The following is a 14,069-nucleotide window of genomic DNA, read 5'->3' as shown; positions in this document are numbered from 1 at the left end:
CCCATCGGACAAGGTTCGTCCGATGGGCCGGCCATCAGTTGTTCAGCTCGCGCTGAGGGTTACTGCGGGAACGTCGCGTCGATGGAGCGGAGGACGTCCGCCGTCGGCGTGCCGTTCACCCAGTCGACCATGCCGGTCCAGAACGAGCTGGTGCCGACGGCGGCGGGCATGAGGTCGGAGGCGTCGAAGCGGAAGATGGTGTCCTCCCCCTGCAGGATCTCGATCGACTGGCGACCGAGCTCCGAGCCGGCGAGCGACGGGTCGAGACCCTTGTTCGCCGAGATGACGCCACCGCGCGAGACGCGCTCGTTGGCGAAGGTGTCGCTCGACAGGTAGGCCTGCAGAGCGGCGGTCGCCTCGCGGTCGTTGAACGCGGCCACGAACTCGCCACCACCGGTGACGGCCGAGGGGTCGCCCTCAGCGATCGGCGGGGTCAGGAAGGCCCAGACGTCGCCGTCGGGAGCAACCGTCACGCCCTCGCCCCACTGCGCCTCGTAGAACGACGCCTGGTGGTGCAGCGAGCAGGTGCCGTCGAGGATCGAGAGGCCGCCATCCTGGAAGGTGGTGGTCACGATCGACTGCACGCCACCGAAACCGCCGTTCACGAACTGGTCGTTGAGGAGAACCTCACCGACGAGGTCGAACGCCTCGGTGATCTCGGGCGAGTCGAACTTCAGGTCACCCGCGACCCACGCGTCGTAGGCCTCGGGGCCCGAGTTGCGGAGCACGAGGTCCTCGACCCAGTCGGTGCCGACCCAGCCGGTCGCGTCACCCGAGCCGAAGCCGACGCACCACGGACGGTACGGGCCGTCGTTGCGCTCGGTCATCTGCTCGGTGAGGTCGAGAAGGCCCTGGTAGGTCGTCGGGATCTCGTAGCCGTTGTCGGCGAAGTCGGCCGGCGAGTACCAGATGTAGCCCTTGACGCTGGCGAGCAGCGGCGCGGCGTAGAAGGTGCCGTCGACGGTGCCGTAGCCCTTCCACGACTCGCTCCAGAACTCGTCGACGTTGGCCTCGACCGCGGCGGGCGCGGGCACGACGTAGCCGTCAGCGATGAGGCGCTGGAGCAGACCGGGCTGCGGGATGATCATCAGGTCGGGAGCGTCACCGGCAGCGGCACGCACGTTGATCTGCGTCTCCGCCTCCTGCGTGCCGTTGTACTCGACCGTGATGCCCGTGCAGGCCTCGAAGTCGGCCATGCTCTCGACGAGCGCGTCAGCCTCGGTGTCGATGATCGTCGCGTACAGCTCGACGCTCTCGCCCTCGAAGGTGCCGTAGGCCTCGTAGGCCGAGCAGTCGACGTCGCCGCCGGCGCCCGGGTCGGTCTCGGCCGCGCAGCCCGCGAGCACGAGGCTCAGGGCTCCCAGGGCCGCAGCAGGCGCAATCAGCCTGCGTCGGAGAGTGGAACTCATTGTTTCCTCCTCGTTGAGGTCGGTCAGCGCGCCGATCGACGCGCAGTGTGGTGGTGGTGCAAGAGGTGGAATCGGCCTGCAGACCACCCGTGGGGCACGTCATCGGGAACCGGTTCCAGAGTTCACCGTATGTGACGAATACGTCATTCGCAACCCACGATCGGCAAGCCGTTACCGTTCCGTTGCCGAACTCCCCTCGAGCATCCAGGGAACGGGCGGGGGTGATCACCGCAGGAAACCGGTCTCACATGGCATCGGTTCCACAACAGGCCCTTTCCGGATACACTGGCTCGACGGCCGACCCGGCGACCCGCACCACCACGGGGTCGCACGGTCGCGAACCGACACGACTCGTCCAACGGAGGGCCCGCGCCATGAGCATCCTCGCCGACGTCGCCCGCAAGGCGGGCGTGTCGAAATCGACGGCCTCGCGCGCGCTCAGCGGACGCGGCTACGTCTCCGACGAGACGCGGCGCCGGGTCGAGGATGCCGCTGCCGAGCTCGGCTATGTGGTCTCATCGACCGCCGCGAGCCTCGTGACCGGGCGCACGCGTAACGTCGCGGTCGTGATCCCGTACATCAACCGCTGGTACTTCGCCGAGGTGCTCGAGGGCATCGAGGCCGCCCTGATCCGGGCCGGCTACGACCTCACCCTGTACCGGCTGAGCACCGATAGCGACCTCCGCCGCCGCGTCTTCGACTACTTCCTCGTGCGCAAGCGCGTCGACGCCGTGATCTCCGTCGCCATCGACCTCAGCCCGCACGAGATCCAGATGCTCCAGGCCCTGGGCAAGCCGCTGGTCGGCATCGGCGGACGCATCGACGGCATACCCTCGCTGTCGATCGACGACGTCGAGGCCGCCCGGCTCGCGACGGAGCACCTGCTCAGCCTCGGCCACCGCCGCATCATGCACGTCGGCGGCGACCAGAACGAGCAGATGGACTTCCGCGTTCACGCGCAGCGGTACACCGGCTTCACGCAGGCGCTGCGCGACGCGGGCGTCACGGTCGACGACGACTTCCGGCAGGCCGACTTCTCGATCGAGGGCGGCTACGCCGTCGGCCTCTCGGTGCTCGGGGACCCGCGGACGCGACCCACCGCGATCTTCGCGGGCTGCGACGAGATCGCCATCGGCATCAGCGTGGCGGCTCGCCAGCTCGGCATCGGGATTCCCGGCGAGCTGTCGATCATCGGCGTCGACGGCCACCCCCTGGCCGAGATGTTCGGTCTCACGACCTTGGCGCAGCATCCCGAGACCCAGGGCGCCCGCGCGGTGGAGCTGCTGCTGAACCAGCTCGAGCACGCCGACGCCGCGCCGCCGGACGAGCACCTGCTGCTGCCGACGGCGCTGACCGTGCGCACGAGCACGGCCGCGCGCCGCGTGCCGACCGCCTGAGCGCCGCCCGGAACGCGAACGAGCCCCGCACCGTCATCTGACGGGCGGGGCTCGCATGGTTCAGCAGACGCTGGCCGGAGGGCCGGTGACTACTTGAGCACCACCGTGGCGCCGGCCTCCTCGAGCTGAGCCTTGGCCTTGTCGGCGGTCTCCTTGTTGACACCCTCGAGCACGACGCCGGGGGCGCCGTCGACCAGGGCCTTGGCCTCGCCGAGGCCGAGGCTCGTGAGCGCGCGGACCTCCTTGATGACCTGGATCTTCTTGTCGCCGGCGGCCTCGAGCACGACGTCGAACGACGACTTCTCCTCGACCTCCTCAGCGGCAGCGCCGCCACCGGCGGCGGGGGCGGCCGCGACGGCGACCGGCGCAGCGGCGGTGACCTCGAAGACCTCCTCGAACTTCTTCACGAACTCGCTGAGCTCGATGAGCGAGAGCTCCTTGAACGCCTCGATGAGCTCGTCAGTGGTGAGCTTGGCCATGATTTCTCCTTTGTAGCGGGGTTGGTGTGGTGTGTCGTCGACCGGTCAACGCCTAGGCGTTGCCGGACTCCTGCTTCTGCCGCAGGGCGTCGACCGCACGAGCGGCCTGCGCGAGCGGCGCGTTGAACATGTAGGCGGCACCGAAGAGCGAGGCCTTGACGGCACCGGCCAGCTTGGCCAGCACCACCTCACGGCTCTCGAGCTCGGCGAGCTTCATGACATCGGCGGCCGAGAGCGCGTTACCGTCGAAGTAACCGCCCTTCACCACCAGGTTGGGGTTCGCCTTGGCGAAGTCACGCAGGGCCTTGGCCACCGTCACGGGGTCGCCGTGGACGAAGGCCAGAGCCGACGGACCAGCGAGCATGTCATCGAGCGAGTCGATGCCGGCCTCGCGGGCCGCGATCTTGGTGAGCGTGTTCTTCACCACGGCGTACGACGCGTCAGCACGGAGGTTCGTGCGCAGCTGCTTCAGCTGCGCCACCGTGAGACCGCGGTACTCGGTGAGCAGGACGGCAGTCGAGCTGGAGAACAACTCCTTCAGCTCGGCGACCGATGCTTCCTTGTTCGCCATGGTGCTCCTCTGGTTGGAATTCGAGTTCTGCCGCGACCGCTTACGCAGTGCCACCCGGAGCGCACATGGGAGAAGGCCCGGCGCATGCGCACGAGCCTTCGGCGAGCATCCGCTTCAGATCACGGATGGTCGATGTCAGTTCACACACCTGCGCGGGTCGTCGCCCCTCCCATGAGGGAGTGCACGAGCCTTCGATCGGTGCCCCTGCGAGCAGGCGCTCCGATGACCAGCGGTCTACGGCAAGAGGCCAGCATACGGCACGCCGTGGCCCTCGACCAAAACGGCCCCGCTCACTCGACGGCGTCGAGCCAGGAGTGCCGCGGCGTGTAGCCGAGGTCGCGCCGTGCGGCGTCGATCGACAGCAGCGTCTCGCGCCCGAGCAGCGGCCGCGAGACCGGGACGCCCGGGAACTGCTCGGCGAGGAGGTCGGCGGAGTCGCGCCGCATGACGGTGTCGGCCGCGGCGATGATGTACGTTGCGTAGCCGGGCCCGCGCACGGCGAGCGCGCGCTCGACGGCGTGAGCACCGTCACGGCGGTCGATGTAGCCCCAGAGGTTCCAGCGCCGCGCGGCCGCGTCGTGCTGCCAGCTCTCGAACGCGGCGTAGTCCTCGGGTGCCATGACGTTGCTGAATCGCAGGCCTGTGATCGAGAGCGCCGGGTCGAGGCGGCAGAGTTTCCGCCCGAGCTCCTCCTCCAGGTGCTTGCCGACGGCGTACATGAAGTTGGGCCGCACCGGCTGGTTCTCGTCGATGGGCACCGCGGGCGGTGCCTCGTCGAGCGGCAGCCCGAGCAGGGTCTCGCTCGAAGCGTGAACGATGCGGGTGATGCCCGCGCGGCGGGCCGCCTGGAACACCGCGATCGTCATCGCGAGGTTGTCCTGCAGCAGTGCCGTATCGGGGCGGATGCCCGGGGCCGGGCTCGCGGCGAGATGCACGACGGCGTCGAGCCGGTCGTAGCGCTCCTCGACCCCGGCGAGGGCATCGAGCACCTGGCCCGTGTCGGCGAGGTCGACCCGCACGAAGCCCTCACCCGGGGCGCCGACGGCGTCGAGCCCGGTCACGGAGTGGCCGGTCTCGACCAGGTGGGCGACGACGGCCTGCCCGAGCTTGCCGGAGGAGCCGGTGACGGCGATGCGCATGCCGCGAGCCTACGCGGTGGTCGCGGCCGCGAGCCTACGCGGTGGTCGCGACCGCGGGCCCCGCGGCAGGGTCGGCCGCGGTGGCACCGCCAGAAGCAGTACCGGCCCCGCCCGGCGCGAGCGGCAGGCTGACGCGGAACACGGTCTCACCGGGTCGCGACGAGGCGGCCACCTCTCCCCCGTGCGCCTGCACGACCGCGGCGACGATCGCGAGCCCGAGGCCCGTCGAGCCCGTGGCGCGCGAGCGCGAGGTGTCGGCGCGGGCGAACCGCTGGAACAGCACGCCCTGCACCTCGGCGGGGATACCCGGACCGGTGTCGGTGACGGTGATGATGGCGCGGCCCTCGAGGGTGCCGAGCGCGGCCGTGACCCGGGTGCCCTCGGGCGTGTGCACCCGCGCGTTGGCGAGCAGGTTGGCGACGACCTGGTGCAGCCGGTGCTGGTCGCCGATGACGGTGACCGCGCGATCGGGCACCCGCACCACCCAGTCGTGCGCGGGCGAGGTGGCCCGGGCGTCGGCGAGAGCATCCGTCAGCAGGGCCGCGAGGTCGACCGGGTCGCGCCGCAGCGCGCGTCCCTCGTCGAGCCGGGCGAGCAGCAGGAGGTCGTCGACGAGGGCGGACATCCGCACCGACTCCGACTCGATGCGCGACAGCGCGTGCCGGATGTCGTCGGGCAGCTGGTGCCCGCTGCGCCGGGTCAGTTCGCTGTATCCGCGGATCGCCGCGAGCGGCGTGCGCAGCTCATGGCTGGCGTCGGCGACGAACTGGCGCACCTTCTGCTCGCTGGCCTGCCGGGCGTCGAAGGCGCTCTGCACGTGCTCGAGCATGCGGGTGAAGGCGGCGCCGAGCTGGCCGACCTCGGTGCTCGGGTCGGTGTCGAGGGTCGGCAGGCGGTCGGCGAGCGCGACCGTCCCCCGGTCGAGGGGCAGCTGGGTGACGGCGGTGGCGGCCTCGCGCACCCGGGTCAGCGGGCGCAGGCCGAGCCGCACCACCTCGCGCCCGGCGACAGCGGCGACGACGAGGATGCCCGCGAGCACCGCGGCGATGACCGCAGCCAGGTGCGCCGTCGTCGAGGTGACGTCGGCGGTGGAGAGGCCGACGATGAGCACGGTCTCGCGGTCGGTCGGGGTGGCGAGCACGCGGAACTCGCCGAGCCCGCCGGGCAGGCGCACGGTGGCCGGCTCGCCGAGCGTGCGCGCGGCGATGACCCGCACCTGCACCTGGCTGAGCTCGCGCACCGTGGCGTCGTCGTCGAGGTACGCGGCGACCGCGGTGCCGTCGCGCTGCACGACGCCGATGAGCGAGCCGGTGGGGAGGCCGGGCCCCTCGAAGCTCTGGGCGGGCCCGCGACCGGGCGCGGCGATGCTCTCGATGCGCTGCGCGATGATGCGCAGCTCGTCATCGAGCTGGGCGACGAGGCTGGCGCGGAGGAAGTACACGCTGAGCACGCCGATGGCGAGCGTCGCCATCATGAGCAGTACGAGAACGCCGGCGACGAGCCGCTTCTGCAGCGACCAGCCGCTGCCGGCGAGCGGATGCTCAGGCGGCGTGACGCCGTGCATCAGCCGACGGGCTTGATCATGTACCCGACGCCGCGCACGGTGTGGATCATGGCCGGGCCGAGGGTGTCGATCTTCTTGCGCAGGTACGAGATGTAGATCTCGACGATGCTCGAGCGGCCGCCGAAGTCGTAGCTCCAGACGCGGTCGAGGATCTGCGCCTTCGAGAGCACGCGCTTGGGGTTGCGCATGAGGTAGCGCAGCAGCTCGAACTCGGTCGCGGTGAGCTCGATCTCGGTGTCGCCGCGGCGCACCTCGTAGCTCTCCTCGTTGAGCACGAGGTCGCCGACGCGGATCTCCGGGTCGGCCCGCTCGCTGACCACGAGGGAGCTGCGGCGGATGAGGCCGCGGAGGCGGGCGACGAGCTCCTCGAGGCTGAAGGGCTTGGTCACGTAGTCGTCGCCGCCGGCGGTGAGACCGACGACGCGGTCATCGACCGAGTCCTTGGCGGTGAGGAAGAGGACGGGCACGTCGTTGCCGTCGGCGCGCATCCGCCGCAGCACCTCGAGGCCGTCGATGTCGGGGAGCATGATGTCGAGCACGACGATGTCGGGCTTGTGCTCGCGGGCGTGCTGCAGGGCCTGCTGGCCGGTCAGCGCGGTGCGGACATCCCAGCCCTCGTACTTGAGCGCCATCGAGACCAGGTCGCTCAGCGAGGGCTCGTCATCGACCACCAGGGCCCGCACGGGCGAGCCGTCGGGGCGGGTGAGGCGCGGGGTCTCGGGCAGCTCGTCGTCGCTCATGCCTCCATTCAGGCGCAGATTCCTATGAACCGGCTTTGAGCGCGCTATGCCCGCAGGGGCGCGGGGTGCCCCGATGCCCGGGGACGAGAAGAGCCCCGGCCACATGGGGGGATGCTGGCCGGGGCTCTGCGCCGGCCACGAGTGGCTGCGGCGCTGTCGGTCGGGTCGATCGGGCGCGATCAGGCGCGGTGCGCTCCGCGCGAGCGACGACCCGTGCCGGCGATGGCGACCATCAGCCCGAAGAAGCCGACGAGCGACAGAATCAGGATCAGGGGGAGGGTCATCGGGAGCTCCAGCACGGATTCGGGGGACCAGTGGGGCTCACCGGTTCGGGTCCGGTGTCCGCACTGTGGGGGACTCGGTTCGTCCCCCGCATCCAGTGTGCGCTTTTCGAACATGTTTCGCGCGCCCCACAATGGGGGCCCGCCGCTTTCACTTTCCGGGCGCTCGGCGCCCGGCTCTCCGCGACTCGCGCTCGTTGCCCCGCGCTCAGTCCTGGTTCGAGAAGGCCGCGTCGAACGACTGCTCGGGCAGGTCCCACAGCAGCGAGCGCACGAACTCCACGGCTTCGGCCGCCCCGTGCAGGCGGCTCATGCCCGCATCCTCCCACTCGATCGAGATGGGGCCGCTGTAGCCGATCGCCTTGAGCGCACGGAAGGAGTCCTCCCACGGCACATCGCCGTGTCCGGTGGAGACGAAATCCCACCCGCGCTTCGGGTCGCCCCAGGCCAGGTGCGAGCCCATGACGCCGGCCCGGCCGTTGCGCGGGCGAACCCGCGTGTCCTTGCAGTCGACGTGGTAGATGCGATCGGCGAAGTCGACGATGAAGCCGACCGGGTCGATGTTCTGCCACATCATGTGCGAGGGGTCCCAGTTGAACCCGAAGGCCTCACGGTGGTCGATCGCCTCGAGCGAGCGCACGCTCGTCCAGTAGTCGTACGCGATCTCGCCGGGGTGCACCTCATGGGCGAACCGCACGCCCTCGCTATCGAAGACGTCGAGGATGGGGTTCCAGCGCCGCGCGAAGTCCTCGTAGCCGCCCTCGATGACGCTGGGCGGCACCGGCGGGAACATCGCCACGTAGGGCCAGATGCTCGAGCCGGTGAACCCGACGACCGTGTCGACGCCGAGGCGCCGGGCGGCGCGGGCGGCGAGCTTCAGGTCCTCCGCCGCACGCTGGCGCACGCCCTCCGGCTCGCCGTCGCCCCACACCCGGCTCGACAGGATCGCCTGATGCCGGAAGTCGATCGGGTCGTCGCAGACGGCCTGCCCCGCGAGGTGGTGCGAGATCGCGTAGACCTTGAGGTTGTGCCGCTCCAGAATGTCGAGGCGGCCCTGCAGGTAGGCATCGTCCTCCACGGCGCGCTGCACGTCGAGGTGCTCGCCCGAGCAGGCGATCTCGAGCCCGTCGTAGCCCCACTGCTCGGCGAGCGTCGCCACCTCCTCCAGGGTCAGGTCGGCCCACTGGCCGGTGAACAGGGTGACGGGATGCGTGGCCATGACGGGCTCCTTCGTGGTGGTCTGGGCGTCCGGTGGTTCGAGGCTAGAGGGCGATCCACTCGCCGGTGCGGGCGGAGGCGAGCACCGCATCCGTGATGCGGGTGGCACGGACGCCGTCGGCGAAGACGGGCAGGCCCTCGGGGGTCGCCCCGCGCACGGCGGCGTAGGTGTCGGCGGCGAACGCCGTGAAGGCATCCTGGTAACCGAGCGGGTGGCCGGGCGGCAGCACCGACAACCGGGCGGCGTCGGGGTGCAACTCGTCGGTGTTGCGCAGATGGCGTTCGCTGGCCGTGCGGCGGCCGATCCAGAGCTCCTCGGGGCGCTCCTGCTCGAACCGCAGCGACTCGCTCGCGCCGTGCACCTCGAGCACGAGACCGTTCTTGCGCCCCGGCGCGACCTGCGACACGAGCAGGCTGACAACGGCCCCGGACGCGGTCTCGGCGAGCACGCCGGCGAGATCCTCCGTCGCGACGCGCCCCGTGGATGCCCGCTCGGGGTGCACCGTGCGGGTCACCGCCTGCAGCCGCACCAGACGGTCGGCCGTCACGAACTCGAGCAGGTCGCACAGGTGCGAACCGATGTCCGCGAAGGCCCGCGAGGCTCCGCCCGCCTCGGTCGAGACGCGCCAGTTGTCGTCAGCGGACCCGAGCAGCCAGTCCTGCAGGTAGGCGCCCTGCACGCTGAACAGCGGCCCGACCTGCCCGGACGCGACGCGCGCGCGCGCCTCGCGCACCATGGGGTGGAACCGGTAGACGAACGGGACGGTCGCGACCGTCCCGGCCCCCTTCGCCCGCGCCTGCAGGTCGATCGCCTCGCCGACCGTGGTGGCGAGGGGCTTCTCGGTCACGACGTGCTTGCCCGCGTCGAGCACCCGCACGGTGAGCGCGTGGTGCGTGTCATTGGGGGTCACCACGTGCACCACGTCGACGCGGTCGTCGGCGAGCAGAGCATCCACGTTCTCGTAGGCTGTCTCGGCGCCGATGCGCTCGGCGGCCTGCCGCGATCGCTCGGGCGTCGAGCTCGTCAGGCCGATGACCCGGGCTCCCGCAGCGCGCGCGGCACGGCTGTGCACGTCGGCCATGAATCCGCCGCCGATGAGGGCGATGCCGAGCGGGGCGGTGCTGGTGGGGGCAGCGGTCATGCGGTCCTCCTGAGCGGGTGCGGTCGGGCGGGTGCGGTCGGGCGGGTGCGGTCGGCCGGGTGCGGTCGGGTCAGAGGGTGGCGGCGGTCGGGTCCCAGTCCTCCGGCAGCGCCGGCGGAACGGTGACGGTGCTGGCGATCTCGACCGCGGCGCCGTCGGACTCGGCAGAGCCCTGGATCGACACCATGAGGTCGAGAACGTGGAAGGCGAACTCGCCGGAGGCGCGCTCGGGCCGCCCGGCGCGGATGGCCCGGGCAAGCTCGACGACACCGGCGCCGCGCGAGAAGGTCGAGCCGGTCGCGGGCACGACCTCGGCCTCCGCCTCCTCGACCATTCCGTCGCGCCAGATGCGCACCTCGCCGTCGAACGTGTTCGGGTCGGGCAGGCTGAGCGTGCCCTCAGTGCCGGCGATCTCGACCACGCCGACGCGGGGTCGGCTCGACTGGAACGAGAACGTCGACTGCGCGGTCGTGCCGCTCTCGAAGTCGATGAGCGCGGCGACGTGGGTGGGCACCTCGACCGGGAAGGCCGTGCCGGCGCGCGGCCCCGATCCGATCACGCGGGATGCGCGCGCCTGCGACCCGCGCGCCACGACCCGCGCCGCCGGCCCGAGCAGCTGCACGAGGGTCGACAGGTAGTACGGCCCCATGTCGAATAGCGGCCCGCCGCCGCGCGCGTAGAGGAACTCGGGGCTGGGGTGCCACGTCTCGGGCCCCGAGACCTGGAACAGGGTGAGCGCGGTGAGCGGCTCGCCGATGGCACCCGCCTCGATGAGGCGGCGCCCGGTCTGGATGCCCGCGCCGAGCACGGTGTCGGGCGCGCACGCCACGCGCAGCCCGGCCCGGTGGGCCTCGTCGAGTAGGGCCTGCCCGCTTGCGAGGTCGAGCGCGAAAGGCTTCTCGCTCCAGACGTGCTTGCCCGCGGCGAGCGCGTCGAGCGCGACGGGCACGTGCGCGGCCGGGATCGTGAGGTTGACGACGATCTCGATGTCGTCGCGCGCGAGCAGTTCGGCGACGCTCCCGCTCGCGGGCACGCCGTACTCGGCGGCGCGCGCGGCGGCCCGGTCGGTGTCGAGGTCGGCGACCATCACGACGCGCACGTCGGCGGCGCGCGTGAGGTTCTCGAGGTACTGCTGGCTGATGACGCCGGCTCCGATGACGCCGACGTTCATCGGGCCGCTGCCGCTCACAGCGCGACCCCGAGGGTGCGCACGAACCGGATGCTCTCGGCGATGCCGTCGAACAGGTCGCCGGCGTACGCGTCGAACTCGATGACGGGCCGCGCGTGCGGTGCCGCGGCGAGGATCGCCGCGATCGGCAGCTCGCCCGAGCCCGCCGGCTGCTGGCGCTCGGTCTCGCGCGTCACCGGGCCGTCCTTGATGTGCAGGGCCACGACCCGCTCGCCGAGCCGCTCGAGCAGCCCGACGGGGTCGACACCCCCGACGGCGCTCCAGTACGTGTCGACCTCGAGCACGACGCCGTCGCCGAGGTGATCGGCGAAGACCTCGAGCGCGGGGGCGCCGTCGATGCGCTGCTCAAGCTCCCACCAGTGGTTGTGGTAGCCGATGCGCACGCCGTGGTCGGCGGCGCGCTCAGCGGCCTCGGTCAGGCGGGCGGCGATCGCGGCGACCTGCTCGCGCGTCGACCACAGCTCTTCCGGGATGAACGGATCGATCACTGTCTCCGTGCCGGTACGCTGCGCGGCGGCGAGCAGCGCATCGAGGTCGGCGCCGAGAACCGTCGCGTGCGCGGTCGGTGCCGTGAGCCCGGCGGCCGCGATCGCGGGCTCGAGCCGGTCGACGAACTCGACGAGCCCGTAGGGCTCGACCGACCGCAGACCGAGGTCGGCGAGGCGCTGCAGGGTGCCGGCCGGGTCGGCGGCGAGCGCGTCGCGCACCGTGTAGAGCTGCACCGAGGCGGGGGGACGGGTCACGCGGGGTTCCTCTCGAGGGCTCGGGATGCCGCGGCTCCGCCGCGGTCCCGACCACTCTACGGGCGGTCGAGCACCGCTACCAACAAAGGTATGACCTAAGGATGCGCGGCGTCAGGCGCGGCGGGCTCGAGCTCCGCATCCCCGGCCGCATGCCGCGCGCCCGGGCCGCGCCGCAGCCGCGAGATGCGGATGACGCCAGCCCCCACCAGCCCGATCACCGCGGCGATGAGGATGACGTAGAAGGCGACCGAGAGGTAGCCGTTCGCCGAGGTCACGGGGTTCAGGAAGGGGTACGGGTACCAGGGGCCGTCGGTGACGACGTCGTAGGTGAGCGGGCCGCGGATGAGCGTGTAGGTGGCCCACACGATGGGGAACGCGCCGATCGTGCCGATGTGCTTCCAACCGAGGCGATGCCGCCCGGGGGCGAACAGCCAGTCGACCACGAGGTAGAGCGGTCCCCAGACATGCAGGATCTCGTTCGACCAGTCGAGGGTCGAGCCCTGCGGCAGCTCGATTCCGCGCAGCAGCAGGTTGTACACGATCCCCGTCGTCGCCATGTAGGTGGTCACCACCGCGCGCAGCATCGAGATCCAGCGCGGGTCGCGCCGCAGGAGGGTCAGCCCCACGGCCATCGTCAGCACGACCACCGAGGCGACGTTCGACTCGATCGTGAAGAAACTGAAGAAGTTCACGAGCCGGAAGGGGATGTCGGTGAGTCCCTGAGCCGTCCAGAACGCGATCGACGTGACGATCTGGCCGACGACGGCGGCGCCGATCGCCAGGATCGCGCCGAGACGGAGGACGAGGAAAAGAGCGGTCACGGGCGGCCCTTCGTGCGCTGACGGATGCTCGCTCATGCTACGTGGCCGCGCCGGAAACGTGAATGGCCCCGCCGGAGCGGGGCCATTCACGAACTGCGGTGCTAGATCGAGTTGACGTCGAGCGGGATGCCCGGGCCGAAGGTCGTCGAGAGCGAGCCCTTCTGCAGGTACTTGCCCTTCGAGCTCGACGGCTTGAGGCGCATGACCTCGTCGAGCGCGGCCTTCAGGTTCTCGTGCAGCTGCTCCTCGGAGAACGTGGTCTTGCCGATGACGAAGTGCACGTTCGCGTGCTTGTCGACGCGGAACTCGATCTTGCCGCCCTTGATGTCGGTGACGGCCTTCGCGACGTCGGGGGTAACGGTGCCGGTCTTCGGGTTCGGCATGAGGCCGCGGGGACCGAGCACCTTGCCGAGGCGGCCGACCTGGCCCATGAGCTCGGGGGTCGAGACGGCCGAGTCGAAGGCGGTGTAGCCGCCGGCGACCTTCTCGATGAGCTCCACGCCGCCGACCTCGTCGGCGCCGGCCGCGATCGCGGCCTCGGCCGCGGGGCCGGTCGCGAACACGATGACGCGCGCGGTCTTGCCGGTGCCGTGCGGCAGGTTGACGGTGCCGCGCACCATCTGGTCGGCCTTGCGGGGGTCGACGCCGAGCTTCAGGGCGACCTCGACGGTCGAGTTGGTGTTCTTCGAGCCGGTCTCGCGCGCGACGGCGACCGCCTCGAGCGGAGCGTAGAGCTTGCCCGGCTCGATCTTCTCGGCCGCGGCCCGGTAGGCCTTGGACTTCTGTGCCATGTTGTGTCTCCTGTACGTGAGTTCGCGGTTGACGAGCCTGGCTGGCTCTCCCGCTGAGGTGAAAGTGGAAGGGGTCGAGCTACTGCTCGACGGTGATGCCCATGCTGCGAGCGGTGCCGGCGATGATCTTCTCCGCCGCCTCGATGTCGTTGGCGTTCAGGTCGACCTGCTTCTGCTCAGCGATCTGACGCACCTGCTCCTTGGTGAGCTTGGCCACCTTCACGGTGTGGGGGGTCGACGAGCCCTTCTGCACGCCCGCGGCCTTCTTGATGAGCTCAGCGGCCGGCGGGGTCTTGAGGATGAACGTGAACGAGCGGTCCTCGTACACGGTGATCTCGACCGGGATGACGTTGCCGCGCTGCGACTCGGTCGCCGCGTTGTACGCCTTGCAGAACTCCATGATGTTGACGCCGTGCTGACCGAGCGCCGGGCCGATGGGCGGGGCGGGGTTGGCGGCGCCGGCCTGGATCTGCAGCTTGATCAGACCCGTGACCTTCTTCTTCGGTGCCATGTTCTTCTTCTTTCTGTCGAGCAGCACCCGGGTGGATGCTGCGCTCCCGCCTGCGCGCCCTCTGCGCGCCGCGG

General features: G+C 70.9%; 14 protein-coding genes. 1 reads left to right on the top strand and 13 read right to left on the bottom strand.

The features are described 5' to 3' along the window. Positions 1-59: 59 nt before the first annotated feature. Complete coding sequence (locus tag BJ959_RS09350) at positions 60-1,409, bottom strand: ABC transporter substrate-binding protein (protein WP_153982214.1); 1,350 nt, start codon at positions 1,407-1,409, stop codon at positions 60-62. 374 nt (positions 1,410-1,783) lie between these two features. On the opposite strand from BJ959_RS09350, the gene BJ959_RS09345 reads away from it, so the two are divergent. Beyond that, entirely contained in the window at positions 1,784-2,806 is a 1,023-nt protein-coding gene (locus BJ959_RS09345) for a LacI family DNA-binding transcriptional regulator (RefSeq protein WP_153982215.1), read from the top strand. 89 nt (positions 2,807-2,895) lie between these two features. Here BJ959_RS09345 and rplL read toward each other — a convergent pair whose 3' ends face one another. From rplL to rplK, 12 genes are all read right to left on the bottom strand, one after another. Further along, on the bottom strand, positions 2,896-3,285 hold the full coding sequence (gene rplL, locus BJ959_RS09340) for a 50S ribosomal protein L7/L12 (RefSeq protein WP_153982216.1): 390 nt from the start codon (positions 3,283-3,285) through the stop codon (positions 2,896-2,898). 52 nt (positions 3,286-3,337) lie between these two features. Beyond that, on the bottom strand, positions 3,338-3,856 hold the full coding sequence (rplJ, locus tag BJ959_RS09335; RefSeq protein ID WP_153982217.1) for a 50S ribosomal protein L10: 519 nt from the start codon (positions 3,854-3,856) through the stop codon (positions 3,338-3,340). A 290-nt stretch (positions 3,857-4,146) separates the two neighbouring features. After that, the gene (locus BJ959_RS09330; protein ID WP_153982218.1) at positions 4,147-4,995 is read right to left on the bottom strand and encodes an NAD-dependent epimerase/dehydratase family protein; all 849 of its coding nucleotides are present in this window, start codon (positions 4,993-4,995) and stop codon (positions 4,147-4,149) included. A 34-nt stretch (positions 4,996-5,029) separates the two neighbouring features. Further along, on the bottom strand, positions 5,030-6,559 hold the full coding sequence (locus BJ959_RS09325) for a sensor histidine kinase (RefSeq protein WP_153982219.1): 1,530 nt from the start codon (positions 6,557-6,559) through the stop codon (positions 5,030-5,032). Continuing rightward, on the bottom strand, positions 6,559-7,299 hold the full coding sequence (locus BJ959_RS09320; protein ID WP_153982220.1) for a response regulator transcription factor: 741 nt from the start codon (positions 7,297-7,299) through the stop codon (positions 6,559-6,561). Before BJ959_RS09320 ends, BJ959_RS09325 begins: the two co-directional genes overlap by 1 nt. 489 nt (positions 7,300-7,788) lie before the next feature. Beyond that, positions 7,789-8,799: a sugar phosphate isomerase/epimerase family protein gene (locus BJ959_RS09315; RefSeq protein WP_153982221.1), complete on the bottom strand. Its 1,011-nt coding sequence runs from the start codon at positions 8,797-8,799 to the stop codon at positions 7,789-7,791. 43 nt (positions 8,800-8,842) lie between these two features. Then, positions 8,843-9,940 (bottom strand): Gfo/Idh/MocA family protein, encoded by a 1,098-nt coding sequence (locus tag BJ959_RS09310; RefSeq protein WP_153982222.1) that lies wholly within the window; start codon positions 9,938-9,940, stop codon positions 8,843-8,845. 70 nt (positions 9,941-10,010) lie between these two features. Then, complete coding sequence (locus tag BJ959_RS09305; RefSeq protein WP_153982271.1) at positions 10,011-11,111, bottom strand: Gfo/Idh/MocA family protein; 1,101 nt, start codon at positions 11,109-11,111, stop codon at positions 10,011-10,013. 14 nt (positions 11,112-11,125) lie between these two features. Next, positions 11,126-11,872, bottom strand: a complete 747-nt coding sequence (locus tag BJ959_RS09300) for a sugar phosphate isomerase/epimerase family protein (protein ID WP_341799930.1) — start codon at positions 11,870-11,872, stop codon at positions 11,126-11,128. A 95-nt stretch (positions 11,873-11,967) separates the two neighbouring features. Continuing rightward, entirely contained in the window at positions 11,968-12,693 is a 726-nt protein-coding gene (locus tag BJ959_RS09295; protein ID WP_341799931.1) for a Pr6Pr family membrane protein, read from the bottom strand. A 101-nt stretch (positions 12,694-12,794) separates the two neighbouring features. After that, positions 12,795-13,484 carry a 50S ribosomal protein L1 gene (rplA, locus tag BJ959_RS09290; protein ID WP_153982223.1) on the bottom strand — a complete coding sequence of 230 codons (690 nt, stop codon included), beginning with the start codon at positions 13,482-13,484 and terminating at the stop codon, positions 12,795-12,797. Positions 13,485-13,563: 79 nt separating this feature from the next. Then, positions 13,564-13,995 (bottom strand): 50S ribosomal protein L11, encoded by a 432-nt coding sequence (gene rplK, locus BJ959_RS09285; protein WP_153982273.1) that lies wholly within the window; start codon positions 13,993-13,995, stop codon positions 13,564-13,566. Positions 13,996-14,069: the final 74 nt, after the last annotated feature.

Source organism: Microcella frigidaquae (assembly GCF_014200395.1).
GTDB lineage: Bacteria > Actinomycetota > Actinomycetes > Actinomycetales > Microbacteriaceae > Microcella > Microcella frigidaquae.
This window is presented reverse-complemented; position numbering and strand designations above follow the sequence as displayed.

What these genes read in the sequence shown, in the direction of transcription:
- BJ959_RS09350 (WP_153982214.1), bottom strand. Translation starts at nt 1,409, where the DNA reads ATGAGTTCCACTCTCCGACGCAGGCTGATTGCGCCTGCTGCGGCCCTG.
- BJ959_RS09345 (WP_153982215.1), top strand. Translation starts at nt 1,784, where the DNA reads ATGAGCATCCTCGCCGACGTCGCCCGCAAGGCGGGCGTGTCGAAATCG.
- rplL (WP_153982216.1), bottom strand. Translation starts at nt 3,285, where the DNA reads ATGGCCAAGCTCACCACTGACGAGCTCATCGAGGCGTTCAAGGAGCTC.
- rplJ (WP_153982217.1), bottom strand. Translation starts at nt 3,856, where the DNA reads ATGGCGAACAAGGAAGCATCGGTCGCCGAGCTGAAGGAGTTGTTCTCC.
- BJ959_RS09330 (WP_153982218.1), bottom strand. Translation starts at nt 4,995, where the DNA reads ATGCGCATCGCCGTCACCGGCTCCTCCGGCAAGCTCGGGCAGGCCGTC.
- BJ959_RS09325 (WP_153982219.1), bottom strand. Translation starts at nt 6,559, where the DNA reads ATGCACGGCGTCACGCCGCCTGAGCATCCGCTCGCCGGCAGCGGCTGG.
- BJ959_RS09320 (WP_153982220.1), bottom strand. Translation starts at nt 7,299, where the DNA reads ATGAGCGACGACGAGCTGCCCGAGACCCCGCGCCTCACCCGCCCCGAC.
- BJ959_RS09315 (WP_153982221.1), bottom strand. Translation starts at nt 8,799, where the DNA reads ATGGCCACGCATCCCGTCACCCTGTTCACCGGCCAGTGGGCCGACCTG.
- BJ959_RS09310 (WP_153982222.1), bottom strand. Translation starts at nt 9,940, where the DNA reads ATGACCGCTGCCCCCACCAGCACCGCCCCGCTCGGCATCGCCCTCATC.
- BJ959_RS09305 (WP_153982271.1), bottom strand. Translation starts at nt 11,111, where the DNA reads ATGAACGTCGGCGTCATCGGAGCCGGCGTCATCAGCCAGCAGTACCTC.
- rplA (WP_153982223.1), bottom strand. Translation starts at nt 13,484, where the DNA reads ATGGCACAGAAGTCCAAGGCCTACCGGGCCGCGGCCGAGAAGATCGAG.
- rplK (WP_153982273.1), bottom strand. Translation starts at nt 13,995, where the DNA reads ATGGCACCGAAGAAGAAGGTCACGGGTCTGATCAAGCTGCAGATCCAG.